This is a genomic window from Brevibacillus sp. 1238, assembly GCF_029892995.1.
GTDB classification, from domain to species: domain Bacteria; phylum Bacillota; class Bacilli; order Brevibacillales; family Brevibacillaceae; genus Brevibacillus; species Brevibacillus parabrevis.
This window is the reverse complement of the sequence record NZ_JARXWC010000016.1, coordinates 39,102-62,199: the sequence shown is the minus strand read 5'-3', so window position 1 is coordinate 62,199 and position 23,098 is coordinate 39,102. Positions and strand designations below refer to the sequence as shown.

23 protein-coding genes are annotated in these 23,098 nt (G+C 50.9%); 21 read left to right on the top strand and 2 right to left on the bottom strand.

Annotated elements, in window-relative coordinates; translation table 11 throughout:
* Window positions 1–49 precede the first annotated feature (49 nt).
* The 3 genes from M2298_RS24970 to rsmI are packed head-to-tail and all read left to right on the top strand — an operon-like array spanning window position 50 to window position 1,948.
* Window positions 50–817, top strand: a complete 768-nt coding sequence (locus M2298_RS24970; protein WP_122966036.1) for a tRNA1(Val) (adenine(37)-N6)-methyltransferase — start codon at window positions 50–52, stop codon at window positions 815–817.
* Entirely contained in the window at window positions 792–1,067 is a 276-nt protein-coding gene (locus M2298_RS24965) for a GIY-YIG nuclease family protein (protein ID WP_233454143.1), read from the top strand. Before M2298_RS24970 ends, M2298_RS24965 begins: the two co-directional genes overlap by 26 nt.
* A complete protein-coding gene (rsmI, locus tag M2298_RS24960; protein WP_280649215.1) occupies window positions 1,064–1,948 on the top strand; it encodes a 16S rRNA (cytidine(1402)-2'-O)-methyltransferase in 885 nt (294 codons plus the stop codon). Before M2298_RS24965 ends, rsmI begins: the two co-directional genes overlap by 4 nt.
* Window positions 1,949–2,063: 115 nt before the next feature.
* Here rsmI and M2298_RS24955 read toward each other — a convergent pair whose 3' ends face one another.
* Window positions 2,064–2,315: an AbrB/MazE/SpoVT family DNA-binding domain-containing protein gene (locus M2298_RS24955; RefSeq protein ID WP_007776347.1), complete on the bottom strand. Its 252-nt coding sequence runs from the start codon at window positions 2,313–2,315 to the stop codon at window positions 2,064–2,066.
* Between the two features lie 742 nt (window positions 2,316–3,057).
* Between M2298_RS24955 and metG the strand changes: the two genes are divergently transcribed.
* The 11 genes from metG to spoVG all read left to right on the top strand — a co-directional run bounded on the left by metG (window position 3,058) and on the right by spoVG (window position 12,727).
* Window positions 3,058–5,082, top strand: a complete 2,025-nt coding sequence (gene metG / locus M2298_RS24950) for a methionine--tRNA ligase (RefSeq protein ID WP_122966033.1) — start codon at window positions 3,058–3,060, stop codon at window positions 5,080–5,082.
* Between the two features lie 27 nt (window positions 5,083–5,109).
* Window positions 5,110–5,880: a TatD family hydrolase gene (locus M2298_RS24945; RefSeq protein ID WP_063230315.1), complete on the top strand. Its 771-nt coding sequence runs from the start codon at window positions 5,110–5,112 to the stop codon at window positions 5,878–5,880.
* Window positions 5,881–6,247: 367 nt separating this feature from the next.
* Window positions 6,248–7,342, top strand: a complete 1,095-nt coding sequence (locus M2298_RS24940) for a 3D domain-containing protein (protein WP_122966032.1) — start codon at window positions 6,248–6,250, stop codon at window positions 7,340–7,342.
* Window positions 7,343–7,518: 176 nt separating this feature from the next.
* Window positions 7,519–8,067: a ribonuclease M5 gene (rnmV, locus tag M2298_RS24935; protein ID WP_063230317.1), complete on the top strand. Its 549-nt coding sequence runs from the start codon at window positions 7,519–7,521 to the stop codon at window positions 8,065–8,067.
* Window positions 8,068–8,070: 3 nt separating this feature from the next.
* Window positions 8,071–8,967, top strand: coding sequence for a 16S rRNA (adenine(1518)-N(6)/adenine(1519)-N(6))-dimethyltransferase RsmA (rsmA, locus tag M2298_RS24930; protein ID WP_063230318.1), 897 nt, complete (start codon window positions 8,071–8,073; stop codon window positions 8,965–8,967).
* A gap of 290 nt (window positions 8,968–9,257) precedes the next feature.
* On the top strand, window positions 9,258–9,530 hold the full coding sequence (veg, locus tag M2298_RS24925) for a biofilm formation stimulator Veg (RefSeq protein WP_122966031.1): 273 nt from the start codon (window positions 9,258–9,260) through the stop codon (window positions 9,528–9,530).
* 119 nt (window positions 9,531–9,649) lie between these two features.
* Entirely contained in the window at window positions 9,650–9,829 is a 180-nt protein-coding gene (locus tag M2298_RS24920) for a small, acid-soluble spore protein, alpha/beta type (protein ID WP_063230319.1), read from the top strand.
* Window positions 9,830–10,062: 233 nt separating this feature from the next.
* A complete protein-coding gene (gene ispE, locus M2298_RS24915; protein ID WP_063230320.1) occupies window positions 10,063–10,941 on the top strand; it encodes a 4-(cytidine 5'-diphospho)-2-C-methyl-D-erythritol kinase in 879 nt (292 codons plus the stop codon).
* A gap of 55 nt (window positions 10,942–10,996) precedes the next feature.
* Entirely contained in the window at window positions 10,997–11,830 is an 834-nt protein-coding gene (gene purR / locus M2298_RS24910) for a pur operon repressor (RefSeq protein WP_063230321.1), read from the top strand.
* A 6-nt stretch (window positions 11,831–11,836) separates the two neighbouring features.
* Window positions 11,837–12,220, top strand: coding sequence for a RidA family protein (locus tag M2298_RS24905; RefSeq protein ID WP_122966030.1), 384 nt, complete (start codon window positions 11,837–11,839; stop codon window positions 12,218–12,220).
* Window positions 12,221–12,439: 219 nt separating this feature from the next.
* Window positions 12,440–12,727, top strand: coding sequence for a septation regulator SpoVG (spoVG, locus tag M2298_RS24900; RefSeq protein ID WP_005828662.1), 288 nt, complete (start codon window positions 12,440–12,442; stop codon window positions 12,725–12,727).
* Window positions 12,728–12,784: 57 nt separating this feature from the next.
* Here the strand turns inward: spoVG and M2298_RS24895 are convergent, their stop codons facing one another.
* A complete protein-coding gene (locus tag M2298_RS24895; RefSeq protein WP_280649214.1) occupies window positions 12,785–13,795 on the bottom strand; it encodes a CobW family GTP-binding protein in 1,011 nt (336 codons plus the stop codon).
* A gap of 195 nt (window positions 13,796–13,990) precedes the next feature.
* Between M2298_RS24895 and glmU the strand changes: the two genes are divergently transcribed.
* The 7 genes from glmU (at window position 13,991) to M2298_RS24860 (ending at window position 22,861) form a co-directional block, all read left to right on the top strand.
* Window positions 13,991–15,376 (top strand): bifunctional UDP-N-acetylglucosamine diphosphorylase/glucosamine-1-phosphate N-acetyltransferase GlmU, encoded by a 1,386-nt coding sequence (glmU, locus tag M2298_RS24890; RefSeq protein ID WP_122966028.1) that lies wholly within the window; start codon window positions 13,991–13,993, stop codon window positions 15,374–15,376.
* 22 nt (window positions 15,377–15,398) lie between these two features.
* Entirely contained in the window at window positions 15,399–16,349 is a 951-nt protein-coding gene (locus M2298_RS24885; RefSeq protein WP_063230325.1) for a ribose-phosphate diphosphokinase, read from the top strand.
* Window positions 16,350–16,442: 93 nt separating this feature from the next.
* On the top strand, window positions 16,443–17,045 hold the full coding sequence (locus M2298_RS24880; protein ID WP_063230326.1) for a 50S ribosomal protein L25: 603 nt from the start codon (window positions 16,443–16,445) through the stop codon (window positions 17,043–17,045).
* A gap of 111 nt (window positions 17,046–17,156) precedes the next feature.
* A complete protein-coding gene (gene pth / locus M2298_RS24875; RefSeq protein ID WP_063230327.1) occupies window positions 17,157–17,726 on the top strand; it encodes an aminoacyl-tRNA hydrolase in 570 nt (189 codons plus the stop codon).
* 94 nt (window positions 17,727–17,820) lie between these two features.
* Window positions 17,821–18,051 (top strand): anti-sigma-F factor Fin, encoded by a 231-nt coding sequence (locus tag M2298_RS24870; RefSeq protein WP_007726431.1) that lies wholly within the window; start codon window positions 17,821–17,823, stop codon window positions 18,049–18,051.
* A 151-nt stretch (window positions 18,052–18,202) separates the two neighbouring features.
* Entirely contained in the window at window positions 18,203–21,751 is a 3,549-nt protein-coding gene (gene mfd, locus M2298_RS24865; RefSeq protein WP_122966027.1) for a transcription-repair coupling factor, read from the top strand.
* Window positions 21,752–21,784: 33 nt separating this feature from the next.
* Complete coding sequence (locus M2298_RS24860) at window positions 21,785–22,861, top strand: peptidylprolyl isomerase (RefSeq protein WP_122966026.1); 1,077 nt, start codon at window positions 21,785–21,787, stop codon at window positions 22,859–22,861.
* Window positions 22,862–23,098: the final 237 nt, after the last annotated feature.

Genomic DNA, 23,098 nt, shown 5'->3' with positions numbered 1-23,098 from the left:
TCAGGTCGCTTTTTCCAAGACAAGGACAAAAAGGAGTAGGAAATAAAGGATGGAACCTGTCACCAACGTGCCGCTCTACGATGCGGAGCGCATTGACGATTTATTGACACACGAAATGAAAATCATCCAGAGCCACGAGGTGTTCTGTTTTTCCATGGATGCTGTGCTGCTTGCGCGGTTTGCATCGGTGCCAAAGCGCGGCAGGGTGCTTGATATGTGTACGGGCAACGGGGCGATTCCGTTGATCATGACGACAAGGACGCCGGAAGCTCATTTTGATGGAATCGAAATTCAGCCGCGCTTGTACGACATGGCGAGTCGAAACGTACAGTTGAACGGGCTTACAGAACGGATCGAGATGCACCATGGAGACGTCAAAGAGGCTGTTGCCCATTACGGTCACGGCAAATTCGATCTGATTACGTGCAATCCGCCATATATGCCTGCGACGAGTGGCGAGAAAAACACCAGCGAGCACTTTGCGATCGCCCGTCATGAAATTTTGCTCTCGCTGGAAGATGTCATCCGGGTCGGCAGCCAGCTGTTGAAAAACGGCGGCAAGCTCGCACTCGTCCATCGGTCGACGCGACTGATTGATATCATTTCCTTGATGCGTCAATACGGAATCGAGCCGAAGCGGATGCGCCTGGTTTATCCGCGCAGGGATGCGGAGCCGAATATGGTACTAATCGAAGGAATGCGGGGCGGAAAGCCGGAGCTGAGGATTCAACCGCCATTGATTGTCTATGAGAATGGTGAGGAATACTGTGAGGAACTTCAGGAAATTTATTTTGGCAGAAGAGATTCCCTCGCATAAGAGCCACTTTGTCTACATGCTTTCCTGCGCAGACGGTTCCTTGTATACCGGCTATACGACGGAGCTGCTGCGCCGACTGGCGAAGCACCAGGAGGGAAAAGGCGCGAAGTATACCAGAGGACGCGGGCCGTTGGCGCTTGTCTTTTGGGAAGAGGGGCCTGACCGTTCATGGGGCTTGAAGCGGGAGGAAGCGATCAAACGGCTGAATCGCAAGCAAAAAGAAGACTTGATTGGAGGGACGCCGCAATGAATATACAGCGCAGCTTTGCGCAGGAGGAAACAGGTGTCCTGTATTTGGTGGCTACGCCAATTGGCAACCTCGATGACATCACGGTCCGGTGCTTGGAAACACTGCGCGCGGTCGATGTGATTGCCTGTGAAGATACGCGGCAAACAAGGAAGCTGCTGAACCATTTTCAGATCGAGAAGCGCACAGTGAGCTATCACGAGCATAATAAGGAAGCAAGCGGTCAAGGGCTGTTGCAATGGTTGGCAGAAGGAAAGCGAATTGCCTTGGTGAGCGACGCCGGACTGCCGGCTATCTCCGATCCGGGGGCAGAGCTTGTGCGCGATGCAGTCGCCGCCGGGTATCCTGTCGTTCCGGTGCCAGGTGCCAATGCCGCACTGACAGCTTTGATTGCTTCGGGACTGCCTACAGACCGTTTTGTTTTTTGCGGATTCATCGGGCGGGAAAACAAGGAGCGGCGCGAGGAGCTGGAACGGCTCAAGCGTTATCCGGAGACGTTGATTTTTTACGAAGCTCCGCATCGGATTGCAAAGACGATTGCCGCGATGCAGGAAGCGTGGGGCAACCGCCGGGCTGTTTTGGCTCGGGAGCTGACCAAGCGCTACGAAGAGTTTGTTCGCGGCACTTTTGACGAACTGCTGGAATGGCTGGACAGCGGGGAAGTGCGCGGGGAATTTTGCGTCATTGTCGAAGGCTACACAGGCGCTGTCGAAACAGAGGAAGCTGTTGACTGGTGGCAGCAAATGAGCGTCGTTGGGCATGTCGACCATTACTGTGAGCAGGGTCTGAGCAAAAAAGAAGCCATCAAGCAGGCGGCTGATGACCGCGGCTTGCCCAAACGGGACGTTTACAACGAGTACCATCGCGATCAGGAAGCGGAATAAGGAGCTGGCCTTAGCAGGTCGGCTTTTTTCTTTTGCTCAGAAAACACAAATAGCCTTCGCATAGCTTGTCCCTGTGCGAAGGCTATTTGTATGTAAATCGGTTTTTTATCAAAAATTAGCGTTTTACAACTGGCATCTCAGTCAGGCAATCTTGGCAAACGATTTTACCTTTAAAATGAGATACTTTATCAGCGTTTCCACAGAAGATGCAAGCAGGCTCGTATTTTTTCAGGATGATGCGCTCACCATCTACGTAAATTTCCAAAGCGTCTTTTTCGGCAATGCCGAGTGTGCGGCGCAATTCGATTGGAATAACGACACGACCCAATTCATCTACTTTACGAACAATCCCCGTTGATTTCATCATTGTAAATTCTCCTCCTAAAAATTCATATGTCGATGCTATTGTTAAACGCTCATCATTAATCGTCAATATTCGACATTTTCTGTTGGGATTATCATACCAGCGATTCCCAAAGGTGTCAACATGATTTTGACAAATCTTTGAAAACCAAAGTGTTTTTTGAAAATAAGAAAGTTGATATATCAGCGTTTTGTAGGAAACTGGAAAGTGTATGGAAATTTTTATGGATAAAATTTACTGGGATTAATGCATGTCGAAACAGTCACTTTATGTCGAATGAAACCGCGCCTATTCGACAAAAAAGCCTACTTCTCTCTGCTTTCCCTTTTCCTTACATTTGAAAATAATTCGGGAAAGATGGTGCTGGCTGGATGTTTACAAAACAGGTCGGTCGTGTACAATAGAGGATAAATGAGGGAATGCACAGCAAAAGCAAACGACCATGATGGGAAGAGTAAGCCGATCCTCCTTATTCCAGAGAGCCGGGGCAGCTGAAAACCGGTATAAGCGAGCAAGCCGAACATGGACCCAGAGTCTTGCAGATGAACAGCCGCGACCAAACCGTCGTGCCCAGTAGTCTGTGACGTTGACCCGCGTTAAGGGTAGAGTCTGTTTTGGACTCACCAAGTCCGTTTTCCGCGAGGGAGACGGAGCATTTGGGTGGTACCGCGAGTTAGAGCTCGCCCCAATTTTTTGGGGTGGGCTTTTCTATTTTTCTACATGTTATTAGGAGGGGCTAGGTTGCATGAAACCAACATACTACATCACCACACCGATTTATTATCCAAGCAATAAGCTGCACATCGGAAATGCCTACACGACAATTGCTTGCGATGCACTGGCGCGCTACAAACGTTTGCGCGGCTACGACGTCTACTACCTAACAGGTACGGACGAGCACGGTCAAAAGCTACAGGAGCGCGCGGCCGAAGATGGCAAGCAGCCATTGGAATTTATCGATCCTGTCGTAGACTGGATTCGCGACCTGTGGCAGAAGCTCGACATCTCGTACGATGATTTCATCCGTACGACACAGCCGCGCCACAAAGAAGTCGTGCAAAAAGTGTTCCAGCGTCTGCTTGACCAAGGCGATATTTACCTCGGCGAGTACGAAGGCTACTATTGCGTACCAGACGAGGCGTTCTGGACAGAAACCCAATGTAAAACCGACAAGGGTTACATTTGTCCGGATTGCGGCCGCGAAGTGAAGAAGGTCAAGGAGAAAAACTACTTCTTCCGCATGTCGAAGTATCAGGACAGACTGCTCGCGCACATTGAAGCGAACCCTGACTTCATTCAACCGGAGAGTCGCCGCAACGAGATGATCAACAACTTCCTGAAGCCTGGACTCCAGGACTTGTCCGTATCCCGCAGCACATTTGACTGGGGAATTAAAGTGCCGAGCGATCCTGAACATGTGATTTACGTCTGGATTGACGCGTTGACCAACTACATTTCTGCTCTTGGCTACTTGTCTGACGACGACAGCAAATATCGCCGTTTCTGGCCTGCCAACGTCCATATGGTCGGAAAAGACATTTTGCGCTTCCATACGATCTACTGGCCGATTTTGCTGATGGCGCTCGATGTTCCGCTGCCGAAACAAATTTTCGGTCATGGCTGGCTGTTGATGCCGGATGGAAAAATGTCCAAGTCGAAAGGAAATGTTATCGATCCCAAGCTGCTGATTGACCGTTACGGCTCCGATGGCGTTCGCTACTTCCTGTTGCGTGAAATCAACTTCGGGCAGGACGGCATTTTCACACCGGAATCGTTCGTACAGCGCCTGAACTACGATCTGGCAAACGATATCGGCAACTTGCTCAGCCGCACCGCTACCATGATCGAGAAATACTTCGAAGGCGTAGTTCCAGCTCCGCAAGATGCTGGCGAACCGGATGACAGCCTGATCAGCCTCGCGATGAAAACGAAGGCGCTGGTCGAGGAGCATATGGAAGAAATGCGTTTCTCCAATGCGCTTGCCCACATCTGGGAACTGGTGGGCCGCACGAACAAATACATCGACGAAACCATGCCGTGGAACCTGGCAAAATCGGAAGAAACCAAAGGACGTCTGGCGACAGTCATGTACAACCTCGCGGAAAGCATTCGCATCAGTTCCGTGCTGATTCAACCGTTCATGACCAAGGCGCCTGCGAAAATTTGGGACCAACTCGGCATTTTGGGCAACGAACAGGCGACAAGCTGGGAATCGGCTGGCGTATGGGGCGGATTGCCTGCCGGCAGCATCGTGAGCCGCAAAGAGCTTTTGTTCCCGCGTCTGGACGTGCAGGCTGAGCTGGCTTTCATTGACGATTCGACAGCAGAAGCACGCCGCCAAGCAGAGGAAAACAAGAAAAAACAAGACGCTTTGAAAGGGGAAGCACCTGTGAACGAAACAACGGCAAACCAGGCGGAAGCGACAGAAAAACCAGCGGATGCCAAAGAAGAAATCGGTATCGACGATTTTGGCAAAGTAGAACTGCGTGTTGCGCAAGTAGTGGAATGTGCGAAGCACCCGAACGCCGACAAACTGCTGATTTTGCAACTGGATCTCGGCTATGAAAAGCGCCAAGTCGTTTCCGGTATCGCGAAATACTACACGCCGGAAGACATGGTCGGCAAAAAAGTAATCCTCGTAGCCAATCTGAAGCCTGTGAAACTGCGCGGAGAGCTGTCGCAGGGCATGATTTTGGCAGCGTCCGCAGGCGATCAGCTGACGCTTGCGACAGTAGATCCGAGCATGCCGAACGGAGCGATTGTGAAGTAACGAGGGGCAGGAAAGGAAGAACCTATTTTGCTATTTGAGACACATGCGCACCTGAATGCAAAAGAATTTGATGAGGATCGCGAGGAAGTCATCGCCCGCGCGCGGGAAAACGGCGTCAGCACGATCGTGAACATCGGATTCAACGCAGAAACCATCCCGACTTGCATGGATCTGGCGAAAAACCACGATTTCATATACGCAGTCATCGGCTGGCATCCCCAGGACGCCAAAGACATGACCGACGAGCATTTGGAGTGGATCGAGGAGTTGAGCCGCGATCCGAAGGTAGTGGGGCTGGGCGAAATGGGCCTGGACTATTACTGGGATACGTCGCCAAAAGACGTGCAGGCAGAAGTATTCCGCAAGCAAATTCGTTTGGCGCGGAAGCTCGACATGCCGATCATCATCCACAATCGCGACGCGCACCAGGATGTTTTGACGATCCTGAAAGAAGAAAAGGCAGCAGAGGTCGGAGGGATCATGCACTGCTTCTCCGGCAGCTGGGAGACGGCGAAGCTGGCGCTGGACATGAACTTTTACATTTCATTCGGCGGCCCGCTGACCTTTAAAAATGCGAAGCAGCCAAAAGAAGTAGCAGCCCAAGTACCGCTCGACAAGCTGTTGATAGAAACAGACTGCCCGTACCTGACCCCTCATCCGTTCCGCGGGAAGCGAAATGAGAGTGGATACGTGCGTTACGTCTGCGAGGAAATGGCGAACATTCGCGGCTTGTCTTACGAAGAAATGGCCCAAATCACCACAGAAAATGCAAGACGACTGTTTCGCCTCCAGCCGTAAAAAACAGCAAGCCAAAACGGGAGATCACGCCATATCACGTGATTTCCCGTTTTTTTGTGCTGCGATCTGTTGTTCTACTCGTTTTTTGCGGCGCATACCTTGAACAATGTGTCGAACGATTATTGTCCATCCGACAAAGCTTCTCGACAGAAATCTGCTACCATTCGCCATCTGATTTTTGCTAGTCTGTTAGCATTATCGCTTCGGCCAGGGGAGGGTAAATTTGACAAAGGGAAAAAAGTAACTTACAATCAAAGCCGACCTTGTTAAGTACAGACCACTTCCAGAATATTGGTGCAATTACATCGACCCTTACCTGGCTAGACAGGAGAAGCCTCGTGCTTTTCTAGGAAAAGGAGTGTGGGAAATGGAGTTACGCGCGATATGGGAAAAGTATAAGCATTCGGGGCTTGTCGTTTTCGGCATCCTTGCTCTTGTGCTCGTTCCCATGGTTGGCTATTTCTCTGCCCAGGCTACCCAGCCAAAACAGGTCACTTTTTCGTTGGACGGAGAAAGCCAGACGGTAGCTACCAAAGCTAGTACCGTACAGCAGTTCTTGACCGAGCGAAACATTACGGTAACGGAAAAGGATTCCCTTCAACCAACACCTGAGACGAAGCTATCAGACGGAGCATTGATCACTTTACATACAGCCTGGTCCATTCCGGTCCAGGTTGACGGGCAGACTAAAACGATACAGACACTTAGTCGGGATGTTGCTGGCGTGTTGAAGGACAGCGGCATTGCGCTGGGTGAAAAGGACCGGGTAGAGCCGGCCCTGACCGCCTCGCTGACGAAGGACGCTTCGATTACAATTAAGCGCGTAGTCGAGCAGACAGTCAAAGTCGAGGAACGGGTTGCTTTTCAGGAAATACGCAAGAACGATCCGGCATTAACCAAGGGTAAGTCCCGTGTACTGCAAAACGGGCAAGAGGGTAAGGCAATTGCACACTACAAGCTGGTCATGGAAGACGGAAAGGAGGTCTCCCGTGAACTGGTGGCAAGAGATGTGCTTGTGCCAAAGAAGGACCAAGTGGTGGCCGTCGGAACAGCAGCTCCTTCGCTGCAAAACAACGATCCATCGCAAAGGGTCTTGGTCGCTTCAGCGGGAATGATCTCGCGTGGTGGGAAAGTATTCAGGCCGAAAAAAGTGCTGAACGGGGTTACTTTGACTGCCTATTCTCCTTCAGGGGGAGGCAAGCATCCTAGCTCGCCAGGCTATGGACGTACGGCGACAGGCGTCAAAGCAAAGGCAGGCCACACGATCGCAGTAGACCCAAAAGTCATTCCATATGGCTGGTGGGTGTATATTGAGGGCGTAGGGTATCGCCGGGCAGAAGACACAGGCGGCGCCATGCGCGGCGGAAAAATTGACGTGTTTGTGAGCACAGAGCCAGAAGCCGTTCAATTTGGTCGCAAGCGCAACAAAACCGTCTATATAATCGGGCCGCAGAAACCATAGGACAGGAGCAGACCGCTCCTGTCTTTGTCTTTGGCGTTTTGCGAATAGACATGATAAGCTGTTTGATAGTTAGACGGTTTCAGGCGAAGATTCGTTTCGGCATTTCCAGGCTTTTTGCCTGATTTTTTTGGAACACTACTAGCAAAAGCGACATTGTACGAAAGTAGGAGTACGTCATGAAAATAAAAGAGGTCATCGTCGTGGAGGGGAGAGACGACACCGCTGCCATCAAGCGTGCAGTGAACGCTGACACGATTGAAACGGGTGGTTCCGCCATCCATGCCAGAACGATAGAAAAAATCCGGCTGGCGCAGCAGAAGCGCGGCGTCATTATTTTTACAGACCCCGATTACCAGGGGGAGCGCATTCGCAAGATCATCAGTCGTTCCGTACCGGGCTGCAAGCACGCCTTCATTACGCAGGAGGACGGTATGAAAAAAGGCGACATCGGGGTGGAGAACGCCACGCCGGAAGTGATTGTTCGCGCGCTGTCGGAAGTCCGGACAGAGATGGCGGAAACAGCCGGAGAGATTACCTCCGATGATTTGCTGGAAAATGGACTCACGTCGGGAAGCGATGCCAAGGAGCGGAGAATCAAGCTTGGGGAAGCTTTGGGGATCGGTTACGCCAACGCCAAGCAAATGCTGCAACGGCTGAATGCTTTTCAAATCACTCGCGCGGAATTTAAAGCGGCTGTAGAAGCCATCGATAAAGAGAGGGAGTAAGCAATGACGCAAGCAGCAGGCAAGGATATTGCCACACCTACGCGAACAAAAGAAATCCTGGAGAAGTACGGCTTCTCCTTCAAGAAGAGTTTGGGCCAAAATTTCCTCGTAGACACCAACATTTTGCACAATATCGTGGACGAAGCTGATCTGACGAAGGAAAAAGGCGCGATTGAAATCGGCCCGGGGATTGGCGCTTTGACCGAACAATTGGGACGAGCAGCAGGGAAGGTCATGGCGATTGAAATCGACCAGCGGCTTTTGCCCATTTTGCAGGACACGCTGTCGCCCTACGACAATATCGAGGTCGTGCATGGCGACGTGCTGGAGCTTGATTTGCGTTCCCTCATTACAGAGAAGCTGGCTGGGGTCGAGAAGCTGAGCGTCGTAGCCAATCTGCCTTACTATGTGACGACGCCGATTTTGATGAAGCTGCTGGAAGAGAGACTGCCTCTGGAGAACATCGTGGTCATGATTCAAAAAGAAGTGGCTGAGAGAATTGCTGCCAAGCCAGGCACGAAAGACTACGGCTCTCTTTCTGTCGCGGCGCAGTTTTATGCGGAAACAGAAGTCGCGATGATCGTTCCAGCCAGCGTGTTTATTCCTCGTCCTAACGTCGATTCTGCCGTCATCAGGCTCAAAGTCAGGGATCGTCCGCCAGTTGAAGTGGACGACCAGGATGTGTTTTTCCGGGTGGTGCGCTGCTCGTTCGCCCAACGGCGCAAAACTTTGTTGAACAACCTGATGAACGGTCTGTTTCTAAAAACACAGAAGGATGAAGTAATACAGATGCTTTCTGACATCGGGATTGAACCGACCCGCCGCGGCGAAACCCTCAGTATCGAGGAGTTCGCCCGCCTAGCCAACGAAGGCTTGCGGCGCGGCCTTATTGGGCAATAAGACAAACTTTTACCCTCGTTTTTGGACGGAAAAAGCCAAAGACGGGGGTTTTTTGTCGATGAATGCAAGAAAAATGCGGAAAAAAAGGCCGGGCTATTATCGGCAAGCCTTGCTGCAGCAAGGTTTTTGCGCATTGTGGACATACTGTTGGAGAGCAGGTGACAAATATCTGCTAATTTGCTGAAAAAAACCCCGTTGACAAAATATCTACAGGGTTGCTATAATTTTTTATTTCTTTGACAAAATATAATTGAGCTGTTATAATAGATGTAAGCGAGGTGGATGGAACAATGGCAAGAAACGCGTTACTTGACATTAAACGCAGTTTAGACGGGCACATTGGTGAACGCATCCTTCTGAAGGCCAATGGAGGTCGCCGTAAAACCGTCGAACGAAGTGGCATCCTCGAAGAAACATACCCATCTGTGTTTGTGGTAAAGCTTGACGACGATCAACTCTTTGAGCGGGTCTCCTACAGCTATGCCGACATCTTGACGGAAACAGTAGAGTTGACGGTGTGCCGCGATAACGAGCACATCCGCATCACATTTGTACAACAGTAGAGCCCTTTTGGGTTCTACTGTTTTATTTTTGCTATCAAAAGGTTGTAAATATTTGGGCGCGAAGATGAAAAAGCTGGACTTGGAGCACACTATACCTGTCAACGGGAAGGGAGGATGCTATGGGTCGCAGACGAGGAATGATGTCAGAGCAGTTCAAGATGGAACTCGCCAAGGAGCTTGGCTTTTACGATACGGTAAAGGCGGAGGGCTGGGGAGGCATCACGACGCGTGACGCGGGAAACATGGTGAAGCGAGCTGTACAGCTTGCCGAGGAAGCACTGGCTGCCAGACGGTCATAAGCGCTGGCAGGACGCGAGCGGACACATCCCATCTCAGGAATACAATCATACAAACTCGTTGACAAGGCCGGGACCTCCCGGCTTTTCTCATGCCGAAAAACACTGCTGAATTTTCGAAATAACCGCAATGATCTCGATCCTATTCTTTTTGGGGTATCAACTGGCAGGGGAGAGATTGGCTATGCTACAATAAGAGACTAGGAAATTTAGTATAGTAGGCAGAGGTGAACAACGTGCGTATCTCGGTCAAAGCTCCGGCCAAAATCAATCTGACTCTCGATGTGCTTGCCAAACGGCCGGACGGTTATCACGAAGTGGAAATGGTGATGACTACCGTCGACTTGGCAGATCGTGTAGACTTGACTCTGCGCGAAGATGGTGAGATTACGCTGGACTGCTCTGCCAGCTTCGTACCGGATGATATCCGCAATCATGCTTATAAAGCGGCAGTGCTCTTAAAAGAACGCTATCAGGTGCGCCAGGGCGTACGGTTGTATATAGACAAACAAATCCCGGTTGCGGCCGGACTTGCTGGCGGCAGCAGTGATGCCGCGGCGACGTTGCGCGGTTTGAACCAGCTGTGGAATCTCGGATTGAGCTTGGATGAACTGGCGGAGATTGGCGCAGAAATCGGTTCTGACGTCCCTTTTTGCGTCTATGGCGGAACTGCGCTGGCAAAAGGGCGCGGGGAGCAAATCACGCATTTGGGAACGCCGGCCCCTTGCTGGGTGATTTTGGCCAAGCCGCCGATCGGTGTGTCCACTCCTGATGTGTACGGGAACTTGCGTGTCGACAAAATCGACAATCATCCTGACACCAGGCAGATGCTTCAAGCTATCTCAGAGCAAGACTTTTCATTAATGTGCCAGTCGCTCGGAAATGTGTTGGAAAACGTCACGCTCTCCCTTTATCCGCAAGTGCGGCAAATCAAGGAGCTGATGATCGCGTCCGGAGCGGACGGTGTCTTGATGTCCGGCAGCGGTCCTACGGTGTTTGCCCTCGTGCAAAAGGAAGCGAAAGTACATAGGATTTACAATGCACTCAGAGGTTTTGTCAAAGATGTGTTTGTTGTCCGAATGTTAGGCTCCCAAGATGGGGAAATACTTGCATGAACACGTATAAAAATGATACATTAGCAGCATAATATTCGGTTTTGGAGGAAGAGCCATGAAGAAATTGCGCAGAAGTGCGCGTCTGGTTGACATGACGCAGCACTTGCTTGCCCATCCCCATACGCTGACTCCTCTCACTCTGTTTGCGGAACAATACGGCGCAGCGAAATCATCCATCAGTGAAGACTTGTCGATCATCAAGGAAGCGTTTGAGGTCCAGGGTGTAGGGCAGCTCAAGACGGTGGCGGGTGCGGCAGGCGGAGTGAAGTATATTCCCCAGGTAAAAACGGAAGAGGCCCTTCACTTCATGCGCGAACTGATCGAGCAATTGGCCAATCCGGAAAGACTTTTGCCAGGTGGATACCTGTACATGTCCGACATTCTCGGCAACCCGGCGACTATGGCGAAGATCGGCAAGCTTTTTGCCACTGCTTACGCTGACAAAAACGTCGATGTGGTCATGACAGTGGAGACAAAAGGAATCCCTCTCGCATACGCGACAGCCATGTTTTTGAATGTGCCTGTCGTCATTGTGCGTCGCGACAACAAGGTGACGGAAGGTTCTGTGGTAAGCATCAATTACGTATCCGGTTCCAGTAAGCGGATTCAGACGATGTCTCTCGCTCGCCGCGGCTTGGCCGAGCAGTCCCGCGTCCTGATCGTGGACGACTTCATGAAGGCTGGCGGCACGCTGCGCGGCATGATCGATCTGCTTCAAGAGTTCCGCGCGACTGTTGTTGGTTGCGGCGTGCTGGTCGAAACGACAGCAGATGTGTCCGAGCGATTGGTTGATGAGTATGTGTCTCTTGCCAAACTGCAAGATGTCGACTTCAAGGGCAAGCAGATTGAAATTGAGCTAGGCAGTTTTTTTGAAAATAGAGGGGAGTAGATCAAAATGGCAATCTCTTTTGTTTCAACTGACAAGGCTCCAGCAGCTATCGGCCCGTACAGCCAGGCTGCAAAAGTAGGTCCGTTTCTGTTTGCATCCGGCCAAATCGCGCTGCGTGCGGACGGCACGCTGGTAGAAGGCGACGTTGTGGAGCAAACCCATCAGGTGTTCTCCAACATCAAAGCTGTTCTGGCAGAAGCAGGAGGAAACCTCTCGCATGTAGTGAAGGCGACCGTATTCATCAAGGACATGAATGACTTTGCGCAATTGAACGAAGTGTATGGCCAATATTTTGGCGATCACAAGCCTGCTCGCTCTACCGTTGAAGTGGCACGCCTGCCGCGCGATGTAAAAGTAGAGATCGAGATCGTTGCCTATATCGAAGCGTAAGAATAGAATAATTGGAAATTCGACACAGCCTGATGCTCGGTGCGTTAGGCTGTTTTTGCGTTGTTTATAACATGGATAGTAAAAATGTGCCGTGTAAAGAGTTGATGTTATGAACATATTTATATATTTTTTTAAAAATTGCATAACATCAGCAGGAATATTTACCCAGAGGGTGGAAATACTCCTAAACGCGTTTCATAGATAAAGGGAGTGAACTAGATGGAAGTTACAGACGTAAGACTGCGCCGAGTGAATACGGATGGTAGGATGAAAGCGATTGCATCCATTACAATTGACCATGAATTTGTGGTTCATGATATCCGTGTCATTGACGGAAACAACGGCATGTTCGTTGCAATGCCGAGCAAGCGCACACCAGACGGAGAATTTCGCGATATCGCCCATCCGATTTCTTCGACTACCCGTGAAAAGATCCAAGCTGCTGTTTTGACCGAGTATGAACGCGTAGGTCAAGAAGAAGAAAGCACGATCGAAGCGGGTGCGTAAAATAGCACCCAATACAAAAGCACCCTGTCATTTCTGGCAGGGTGCTTCGGCGTCTGATTACCCGTAACATTTGGATAATTTTCTTGTAATTTCCTGTTGATCCATTCCTTCCCCGATAAAAACAGCGACCAGTTTCGGTCCGAAGTTCTCGAATGGAAAGAACAGCACTTGATTGTCCGTGTGCTGGAACGAAATCAGTTCTTTTTTTCCATGAAAGAGCACATACCCCTTTGCCCGATACACGTTTTTGGGCAGATCATACAAAAAATCCTCGAATTTTTTCTCGTCTACCGGCCCAGTAAAAGTGTAGGAAAACGTATCGATGCTGTTGTAAAGCGAAGGTGTGCTCGTTTTCAGGCCGAGCGATTGTTTCAGCCTGTCCATTGTGGACATGCGGCCGATCGTTGTTTGGACGGGAGCAGGGGAGGCAGAATCGGGTTCTCTCACATGCTCGACTCGTTTCACAGTCTGAAGCCGGGAGAGATCGATGTTCGCCTGCACCGCTTGGTGAATCGACGCTTTCGGGTTTAGCTCCGCGAGCTTCTGCTTGACGCGCTCCACCAGTTCTGCGCTCGCCATATCTGTTTTGTTGAGCAGGATGAGATCGGCGTATTTGACCTGATTGCGGATGGTCTTCACGAGAGCCGCTGTGGAGGCAAAGCGCGAATTGAGATCCAAAAAGCGGGAAGCATCCACGACGCTGATCGTCCCTTTCAGCTCGATGCGATCGTAAAGCTCGGGATGGGTAAGCGTATCGATGACATCGATCGGGTCGGCGACTCCTGTTGTTTCTATCAAAATGCGATCGGGTTGCAGGGAGTTCAAAATATCCCGCAAGCCTTCTGTCAGTTCCCCTTTGATCGAGCAGCAAATGCAACCGTCCAGCAGCTTTTTTACGGGGAAGCCAAAGCCTTGCAGCTGTTCGCCGTCAATATCTTCCTCGCCCATTTCATTCATCAGGACGACTACGTTTTCGTTCTGGACGCGTAGATGAGTCAGCCATTTTTGCAATAAGGTCGTTTTTCCGCTGCCCAAGTATCCGGTCAGCAAGTAGACATTCGCTGGCATTCCTTCCTGCCTCCTTTATATAACCTCTTTCGCCCATCAATATATCACTTTTTGTCAGATTATTAAATGTTGTCTGTTAGATGAACAACTTTCAGGCAATGTCAGGGAAACGGCGATAATCCTGCATCGATTGTCTTGAAATCCACATATGATTAAGATATAGTCATTGTGGAACTTCTACGATGGAGGGTTGACATGTCTAAGATCCATGCCGTGGTTCTGGCCGCTGGTCAGGGTACGCGGATGAAATCGAAGCTGTACAAGGTTCTGCATCCTGTATGTGGGAAACCAATGGTTCAGCATGTTGTGGATACGATGGTTTCTATGCAGGTTGAGGACATCGTTGTCGTCGTAGGTCATGGTGCTGACGTGGTCCGCGCCAAACTAGGCGAGGGCGTTACTTACGCACTGCAAGAAGAACAATTGGGAACGGCGCATGCCGTTTCGCAGGCAGCGCCGTTTTTACAGGATAAAGAAGGCACTACGTTTCTTTTGTACGGAGACGTTCCCCTCTTGTCTGAACAGACGTTGTCCGCCTTGCTGACCTATCACGAAGAGCAGCAAGCGGCTGCAACTGTATTGACCGCCGTGCTCCCCGATCCGACAGGCTACGGGCGCATCGTGCGCAACGAGGCGGGCGAAGTATTGCGAATCGTGGAACATAAGGACGCCACAGAAGCGGAACGGGCGGTCCAGGAAATTAACACGGGCATATACTGTTATGACAATCGCAAATTATGGAAAGCCTTGGCGGAAGTGAAAAATGACAACGCGCAAGGCGAATACTATGTAACAGACGTTGTCGGCATTTTGCGGGAAGCGGGCGAAAAGGTAGTGGCGTACGAAGCGGTTGACCCTGAGGAAACGATGGGCGTCAATGATCGTGTGCAGCTGTCTGAAGCGGAAGCGTATATGCGGAAGCGGATTGCCAACGGTCATATGCGCAATGGTGTTACCATCATTGATCCGGCTTCTACGTATATCGAGGCAGATGTCGTCATCGGGGCCGATACGGTTATCCAACCGGGTACATTTTTGCGCGGACGGACAACCATTGGCACGGATTGCGTCATTGGGCCACAGGCTGACTTGACAGATGTGCAGGTTGGTTCCGGCGTCACCATTTCCTATTCGGTCATGGTAGAGTCAAGCGTGGAAGCAGAGTCGGCAGTCGGGCCATTCGCCTACATTCGTCCAGGCTCGCAAATTGGCCGCAAAGCGAAGATCGGTGATTTCGTCGAATTGAAAAATACAAAGATCGGCGACGGAAGCAAAGTACCTCACCTCAGCTATGTAGGTGACGCGGAAATTGGCGATGGCGTGAACATCGGCTGTGGTACGATAACCGTCAATTACGACGGGGCAGTCAAGCATAAGACAATCGTCCAGGACGGAGCGTTCATCGGTTGCAACAGCAATCTGGTGGCTCCCGTTACCGTTGGACAAAATGCGTATGTAGCAGCAGGATCGACCATCACTCAGGATGTGCCTGACAATGCGCTTGCGATCGCACGTGAGCGTCAAGTGAATAAACCAGATTACGCTAACAAAATGCCTCGCAAGGGCAAAAAGCAATCATAACGGGAGGTTCTAAGAGAAGATCATGGCTAATTACCGCGACCCCAAACTGAAGGTATTTACGTGCAACGCAAACCCTGAATTGGCAAAAGAAATCGCTGAACACATTGGTGTACCGCTCGGAAATGCACAAGCTGTGCGCTTTAGTGACGGCGAATGCCAAATTAAATTGAATGAAAGCGTTCGCGGTTGTGACGTATTTGTTATTCAGCCAACGTCTGCTCCCGTTAATGAGCATTTGATGGAGCTTTTGGTAATGGTCGATGCACTGAAACGCGCATCTGCAAAAAGCATCAACGTTGTTATTCCTTACTACGGATATGCCAGACAAGATCGCAAGGCGCGCGCACGTGATCCGATCACAGCAAAACTGGTTGCCAACCTGATTGAAACCGCAGGAGCGCAACGTGTAATTACCATGGATCTGCACGCAACACAAATCCAGGGATTCTTCGACATTCCTGTGGACCATCTGCTCGGTGTGCCGATTTTGGGCAAACACTTCTCCGAAAAAGGCTTGAAGGACATCGTAGTCGTATCGCCTGACCATGGCGGCGTAACTCGTGCCCGCAAGCTGGCTGAGCGTCTGGAAGCGCCAATCGCCATTATCGACAAGCGCCGCCCAGAGCCAAACGTAGCGGAAGTCATGAACATCGTCGGTAATATCGAAGGCAAGACTGCCATCATTATTGACGATATCATTGATACAGCGGGAACAATCACCCTGGCTGCCAATGCATTGGTAGAAGCTGGTGCCCGCGAAGTTTACGCATGCTGCACACACCCTGTTCTGTCCGGTCCAGCAATCGAGCGTATCGCCAACTCGAAGATCAAAGAGTTGATCGTAACCAATTCGATCCCGCTGACCCAAGAGCAAATTATCGACAAAATCACCGTTCTGTCCGTAGCGCCGATCATTGGCGAAGCGATCATTCGCGTACACGAAGAACTGTCTGTCAGCAAGCTGTTCGATTAAGGCAAGCATCCCCTTTTAGGGGATTGAAATAAACCTCCTTTGGACAAGCTAGTGAGGAAACTTTTACTAGCTAGGGTCCGAGGAGGTTTTTTTGTGGAAGCGATAAAGGCTCAAGTGCGCAACCAAACAACAGGCAATTCCGTAAAGGTGCTGCGGCGTGAAGGCTGGGTGCCTGGTGTCGTGTACGGAAGCGATGTAAGCAGTCAGTCGATTCAAATCAATGGACGGGAGCTGGATGCGGCCTTGCGTCACCAGACGACAAACAAGCCGTTCCGGTTGGATGTGGATGGAACTACCCATGATGTGATGGTAAACGAATTGCAACGCCATCCTTTGCAGGGCAACATTTTGCATGCCGATTTCAAGAAAATCAATATGAACGAAAAAATGCAGACGTCGGTACCTGTCCTCATGACGGGAGATCCTGAATTGGGAGTAGCGACGCTTGTGCGCCATAACGTAGAGGTCAACTGCTTGCCAAGCAATATTCCGGGATCGTTCCTGGTGAACGTGGACGGCTTCCAGATTGGAGACGTTGTTTTGGCAGCCGACCTGGAAGTTCCGGCGGGAGTAGAGCTGCTGGTTGACCCTACAGAAGTGCTGATCAGTGTCCTGCCAGTGAAGGCCAAGTCGGAAGAGTCGATCGAAGCGGAGCAAGAGGCGGAAGCCGTAGCAGAGAAGGCTGCGGCTGAATAAGAAAAAAGTCGAATGATGGAAAGAAGGGGCCGAGTTGATGACTGCGGGCCCTTTTTCTTTTGTTACCGATGTCATTCTAGTACAATGGGGAGAGAGTAGGAGGGAATGAACGTGAAAGTAATCATTGGATTGGGCAATCCAGGTAAAAAATATGAAGACACCAGACATAATGCCGGATTCATGGCCATAGATAAGATTAGCGACAAATGGGGCATTCCCGTTACGCAAAACAAGTTTCGCGCTCTTGTCGGCGAAGGCCGGGTGGAAGGCGAAAAGGTGCTGCTTGTCAAACCGCAGACGTACATGAATCTGTCCGGTGAGTCAGTCGCAGAAATCTTGAAATTTTACAAGCTGATTCCGGATGATCTGGTTGTCATTTTTGACGATCTCGACTTGCCGACCGGACAGCTTCGTCTGCGTGAAAAAGGCAGTGCTGGTGGCCACAACGGCATCAAGTCGATGATTCAACATTTGGGAACCCAGGAATTTAAACGCATCAAGGTCGGGATCAGCCGTCCAGAGCCAGGGCGCAGTGTGAGCGACTACGTGTTGCAATCGTTCCCTGCTGCGGAGAGAACGCTGATTCAGGAAGCTGTGGAGCATGCTGCTGATGCAGCGGCGATGTGGACGAGAGAGCCTTTTATTAAAGTGATGAACCAGTTTAACAGCCTGCAAAAATAAGCGGCAGTACACAGGAGTCAGGCTTGCCGCTAGTATGATTTTCCACCCAACCGACCATACTAAGCGATATGAAAGGTATGGGGGTGGCATATGCATGAGCATTCGCTATACGTGTCGTTGCTGCGGCATGAAAATCGCGGAATTTGACGAATCGCAAGTGACAGAAGCGCAGCTCGGGTTTGATTCCTTGACCCCGGAGGAGCGTGCTCTTATAATATCGAGAGAACAAAGTGGAGATACGGTCGTCAGCATCACGTGCGACTACTGCCGTGAAGCGCTGATTCAGCATCCAGAGCTTTCGCTAGTTGGAAACCCACTTCAATAAATAAGTGGATACTCGTTAGGAAGGCTTGCACTGACAAGGCCTTAGCTTGGGGAGCTAAGGCTTCTTTTCGCATGGTCGACCCGCGGGCAAATCGCTTGACCAGTCATGCTCTGGCTGTAGATGACAGAAGAATTAGAGAGGGGATTAGTGAATGCAAGTCATCATTAACCCGATGAAACAAGACTCGAACGTCGGGACAATTGTGGCTGGTTTGGAGAAAGGTCTGCATGAGCAGCTTGTCTCCGGTCTAGCAGGCTCAGCCCGACAGACACTGATGGCGGCACTGAAACAGATGACCGGGCGCCCGGTTTGTGTCGTCACGCATAACATGTACCAAGCACAAAAAGTATACGAGGATCTTATTGAGCTGGTTCCTTCTGATCAAGTGCTGCTTTATCCGGGAAACGAGCTGATTGGCTCTGAGCTTGCCATCGCCAGTCCCGAGATGCTGGCGCAGCGCATTCATGTATTCAACCGTCTGGCCCAAGGCTTTACGGGTTTTTTGGTTGCGCCATTCGCCGGATTGCGCCGCCTGGTTGTGCCTCCCGAAGTGTGGAAAGAGGCGCAGATTACGCTGTCTGTCGGTGACGAGCTGGATATCGAATCGTTTTTGTCCCGCTGTATCGAGCTTGGTTACGAGCGCGTCGATATGGTCGAGCGAAAAGGCGAACTGAGCGTTCGCGGCGGAATTATCGACCTGTACCCGATTGATTCCGAGTGGCCTGTGCGCATCGAGCTGTTCGATGTGGAGATTGACTCGATCCGTACGTTCGACATGCTTTCCCAGCGCTCGCTTGAATCGGTGCAAACCTACATTTTGGGCCCGGCAAAAGAAATGATCGCCTCTACGCCTTTGCTGATGGAAGCGGCTGTTCGCTTAGAGCAGAAGCTCGGTGAAACCGTTGCCAAGCTGAAAGATGGCGCCGCCAAGGAAAAAGTGGTCGAGCGGATTGGTTCGGATGTCGAGCGTATGAAACAAGGGCAGCGTTTTGCTCAGCTGTACTCGTACGTTTCCGTCATTTATCCGTCACAGGACACGCTGATCTCCTACATGCCGTCTGAAACCCTCTTGATCATGGATGAGCCTTCCCGCGTTTTGGATACGGCAGCACAGCTGCAAAAAGAAGAAGCAGAGTGGCTGACCGGACGAATCATTCAGGGCGAGTACATGGCTAACCTGAGCCTGTCCCGCACTTATGAAGACATCGTTTCCCACAAGAAGCGGCAGATTGTCCACCTGTCTTTGTTCCTCCGACAATCTCCCAAGACCCAGCCGCAAAACATCGTCAACCTGACCTGTCGCACTATGCAGAACTTCCACGGACAGATGAATGTGCTGAAAACAGAGCTGGCCCGCTGGAAAAAGTCTCAGGACCAGATCGTTTTTGTCGCGGCCGATCTGGAGCGTGCCAAACGTCTGGAGCGCGTCCTGCACGATTATGAGATGGAAGCAGATGTGTTGACCGAAGCGGTTGAGGTGGTGCCACCAGGGCGTCCTACGATCATCTTGGGGAACCTCCAGACAGGCTTCGAGCTGCCCCTGAACAAGCTGGTCGTTATTACGGAGGGCGAAGTATTTACCGCCAAGCAGCGTAAAGCGCGCAAAGTTCAGCAGACGATGAACAATGCGGAGCGGATCAAAAATTACTTGGAGCTAAAGCCCGGCGATTTTGTGGTGCACATCAATCACGGGATTGGGAAGTACCTTGGAATTGAAACCAAGGAAATACTCGGAATTCATAAAGATTACCTTCACATTCAATACGCAGCAGGCGACAGCCTGTTTGTGCCGATCGATCAAATCGACCATGTGCAAAAGTACGTGGCGAGCGAAGAAGCCCAGCCGAAAATCTACAGCTTGGGCGGAAGCGAATGGAAGCGGGTCAAAAACAAAGTTCAGTCTTCCGTCAAAGACATTGCCGAGGATTTGATCAAGCTGTACGCTGCGCGCGAAGCAGCGGTCGGTCACGCCTTTTCCTCAGATACAACCGAGCAGCGTGACTTTGAATCGATGTTTCCGTATCAGGAGACTCCCGACCAGTTGCGGGCAATCGCTGAGGTCAAAAGCGATATGGAGCGCAGACGCCCGATGGATCGCCTCGTCTGCGGAGACGTGGGTTACGGAAAAACAGAAGTGGCGATTCGCGCAGCGTTCAAGGCTGTCATGGACGGCAAACAGGTGGCTGTTCTCGTTCCGACGACGATTTTGGCGCAGCAGCATTACGAGACGTTTCGTGAGCGTTTTGCCGACTACCCGATCCGGGTTGAGGTGTTGAGCCGTTTTCGCTCGCGCAAGGAACAAAACGCTACGTTAAAAGGACTGAAGGAAGGCACTGTCGATGTCGTCATCGGAACGCATCGTTTGCTGTCCAAAGACTTGACGTTTCGCGAACTCGGACTGCTCATCGTCGACGAGGAGCAGCGTTTCGGTGTGAGTCACAAAGAAAAGCTGAAGCAAATCAAGACAAATGTCGATGTTATCACGTTGACCGCGACGCCAATCCCGCGGACGCTGCACATGTCGATGCTGGGTGTGCGTGACTTGTCTGTCATCGAGACACCGCCAGAAAACCGTTTCCCTGTGCAGACGTACGTAATGGAATACAGTCCTGCGCTGGTGAGAGAAGCGATTGAGCGCGAGATGGCGCGCGACGGCCAAGTATTTTTCCTCTACAATCAGGTGCAAGGCATTGAGCAGATGGCTGAACAAATATCCATGCTCGTGCCTGATGCACGGATCGCGGTAGCGCACGGCCAGATGAATGAGAGCGAGCTGGAAGGCGTCATCCTCGACTTTTTGGAAGGGAATTTTGACGTGTTGGTCAGCACGACGATCATTGAGACCGGGGTGGACATCCCGAACGTGAACACGCTGATCATCCACAATGCCGACAAAATGGGCCTGTCCCAGCTGTATCAGCTTCGCGGACGGGTTGGACGTTCGAACCGGATTGCTTATGCTTACTTCACATACCAACGGGACAAGGTGCTGACAGAAGTCGCAGAAAAACGGCTTCAGGCGATCAAGGAATTTACGGAACTCGGCTCCGGCTTCAAGATCGCCATGCGCGACTTGTCGATCCGGGGGGCTGGTAATTTGCTCGGTGCCGAGCAGCACGGGTTTATCAATACAGTCGGTTTCGACCTGTACAGCCAGATGCTCAAGGAAGCGATTGACGAGTTGAAGGGAGAGGTCAAGCAGGAAGCGGTTACGCCTGTGGAAATCAATCTCCAGCTCGATGCTTACATCCCGTCTATGTACATTACCGACAGCCGGCAAAAGATCGAGATGTACAAAAAGTTTGTGGCGGTATCCACGCTGGAGGATGTCGACGATCTGGCAGAGGAATTGTTGGACCGTTTCGGCCCTGTTCCGCAGCCGGTTGACAATCTCCTGACCATTTCCCGTTTGCGTGTCTATGCGCTGCAACACCACATCACCGAGATCAGTCAAAAAAATCCGGATGAAATCAAGCTCGTTCTCCATCCTAGCCAAAACAACAACATTGATGGCGGTGCTCTGTTTGCGCTTGCCAGCAACTGGAGCCGGAGGTTGGGGCTCTCAGGTGGACAACAGATCACGATTACTGTTAAAGTAAAGGGGTTAAGGGAAGACGAAGGTGTACAGCTGATCGAGAAGCTGCTTCGTCAATTTCACCAGGTGCGTAAAGACACCGGTACGGAGAGTCCTGTGTCCTAATGGGCAGAGGACTTGCCAGGAAGGGAGATTTCTATGAAACGTTCTGTAGCGATCTTGTCTTCTGCTGTTTTGGTCGTGGCGCTCATGACGGGCTGCGGCAAGGCAGAAGAAAATGCTCAGCAAAACCAAAATCCATCCAGTCAGACAGACGGTAATAAACAAGGAAACCAAGCGACTGATGCCAACGATCCTTTGACACAATTTCCTAAGCTGACTCTGCCATATACAGCAGATGCGAAGGCTGTGGTTGTTGAGTATCAGGGTGGAACGATTACAGGTCAGGAGTTCGAAGAGTTCCTGCGCGTAATCAACTTCATGAACCCGCAACAAGGCACGATGATCGAGGCTGCCGACAATCAAGCGCTGAAAGCTTTTGCACGCGAGTACACGGCAACGAAAATTTTGGCCAGTCGCTCAGACGATGCCATGAAAAAAGAAGCCAAGGACTTGGCGGATAAAACCTTTGAAAAAATCAAAGGTCAGTACATGGGCTTCCTGGGCAAGGATGAAGCCAAGTTCACAAAGCTGATGGAAGGCCAAGGGGTCACCAAAGAAATGGTAACCAACCAAATGGCGCTCATCAACGAATCGATTACCGTTCTGAAAAAGAACATCAGCGACAATACGCTGAAGCAAGAATTTGACAAAATGGATAAGGCATCGCGCACCGTTGCATCCGTACGCCACATCCTGATTTCGACAGAACAGCGCAAGCCTGAGGAAGCATTGAAAATCGCCAACGACCTCGAAGCGCGTCTGAAAAAAGGTGAGGACTTCGCCAAGCTGGCGAAGGAGTTTACCGATGACCCTGGAAGCAAGGAAAACGGCGGTCTGTACGCAGATGCTGACGTAAGCCAATGGGTGCCTGAGTTCAAGGACGCAGCGATTACACAAAAAGTGGGCGAAGTAGGCCCGCCAGTGAAAACAAGCTTTGGCTACCACATCATTAAAGTGGAAAACCGCAAAGAAAAAACCTTCGACGAAATGAAGGAGCAGCTTCGCGCAGGTGCGCTGGAGTCTGGCTATGACGCTTTTGGCAAAAACGAGCTGGACAAGCTGATCACGAAATACAACGTGCCTGCATCCAAAAACGAGGCCGCTCCAAAATAATAAGTCGTCTGATCAAAAACAGGGAATCCGTTTCCCTGTTTTTTCGTTTTCTCGCATATTCTTGAAGCGTGGGCAAATACTATTATCACTCGCTACCACCCGGGGGAGAGTAACAAAGCAATTGGTAAAAATTGATGCAAGCACCCATAGTTAAAATTAGAATTTGAGGAAAAAATACAAGTAACCAACCACCATTTATTCACTACCCACTTCTCAGGGAAAGCGAGGCAACATGAC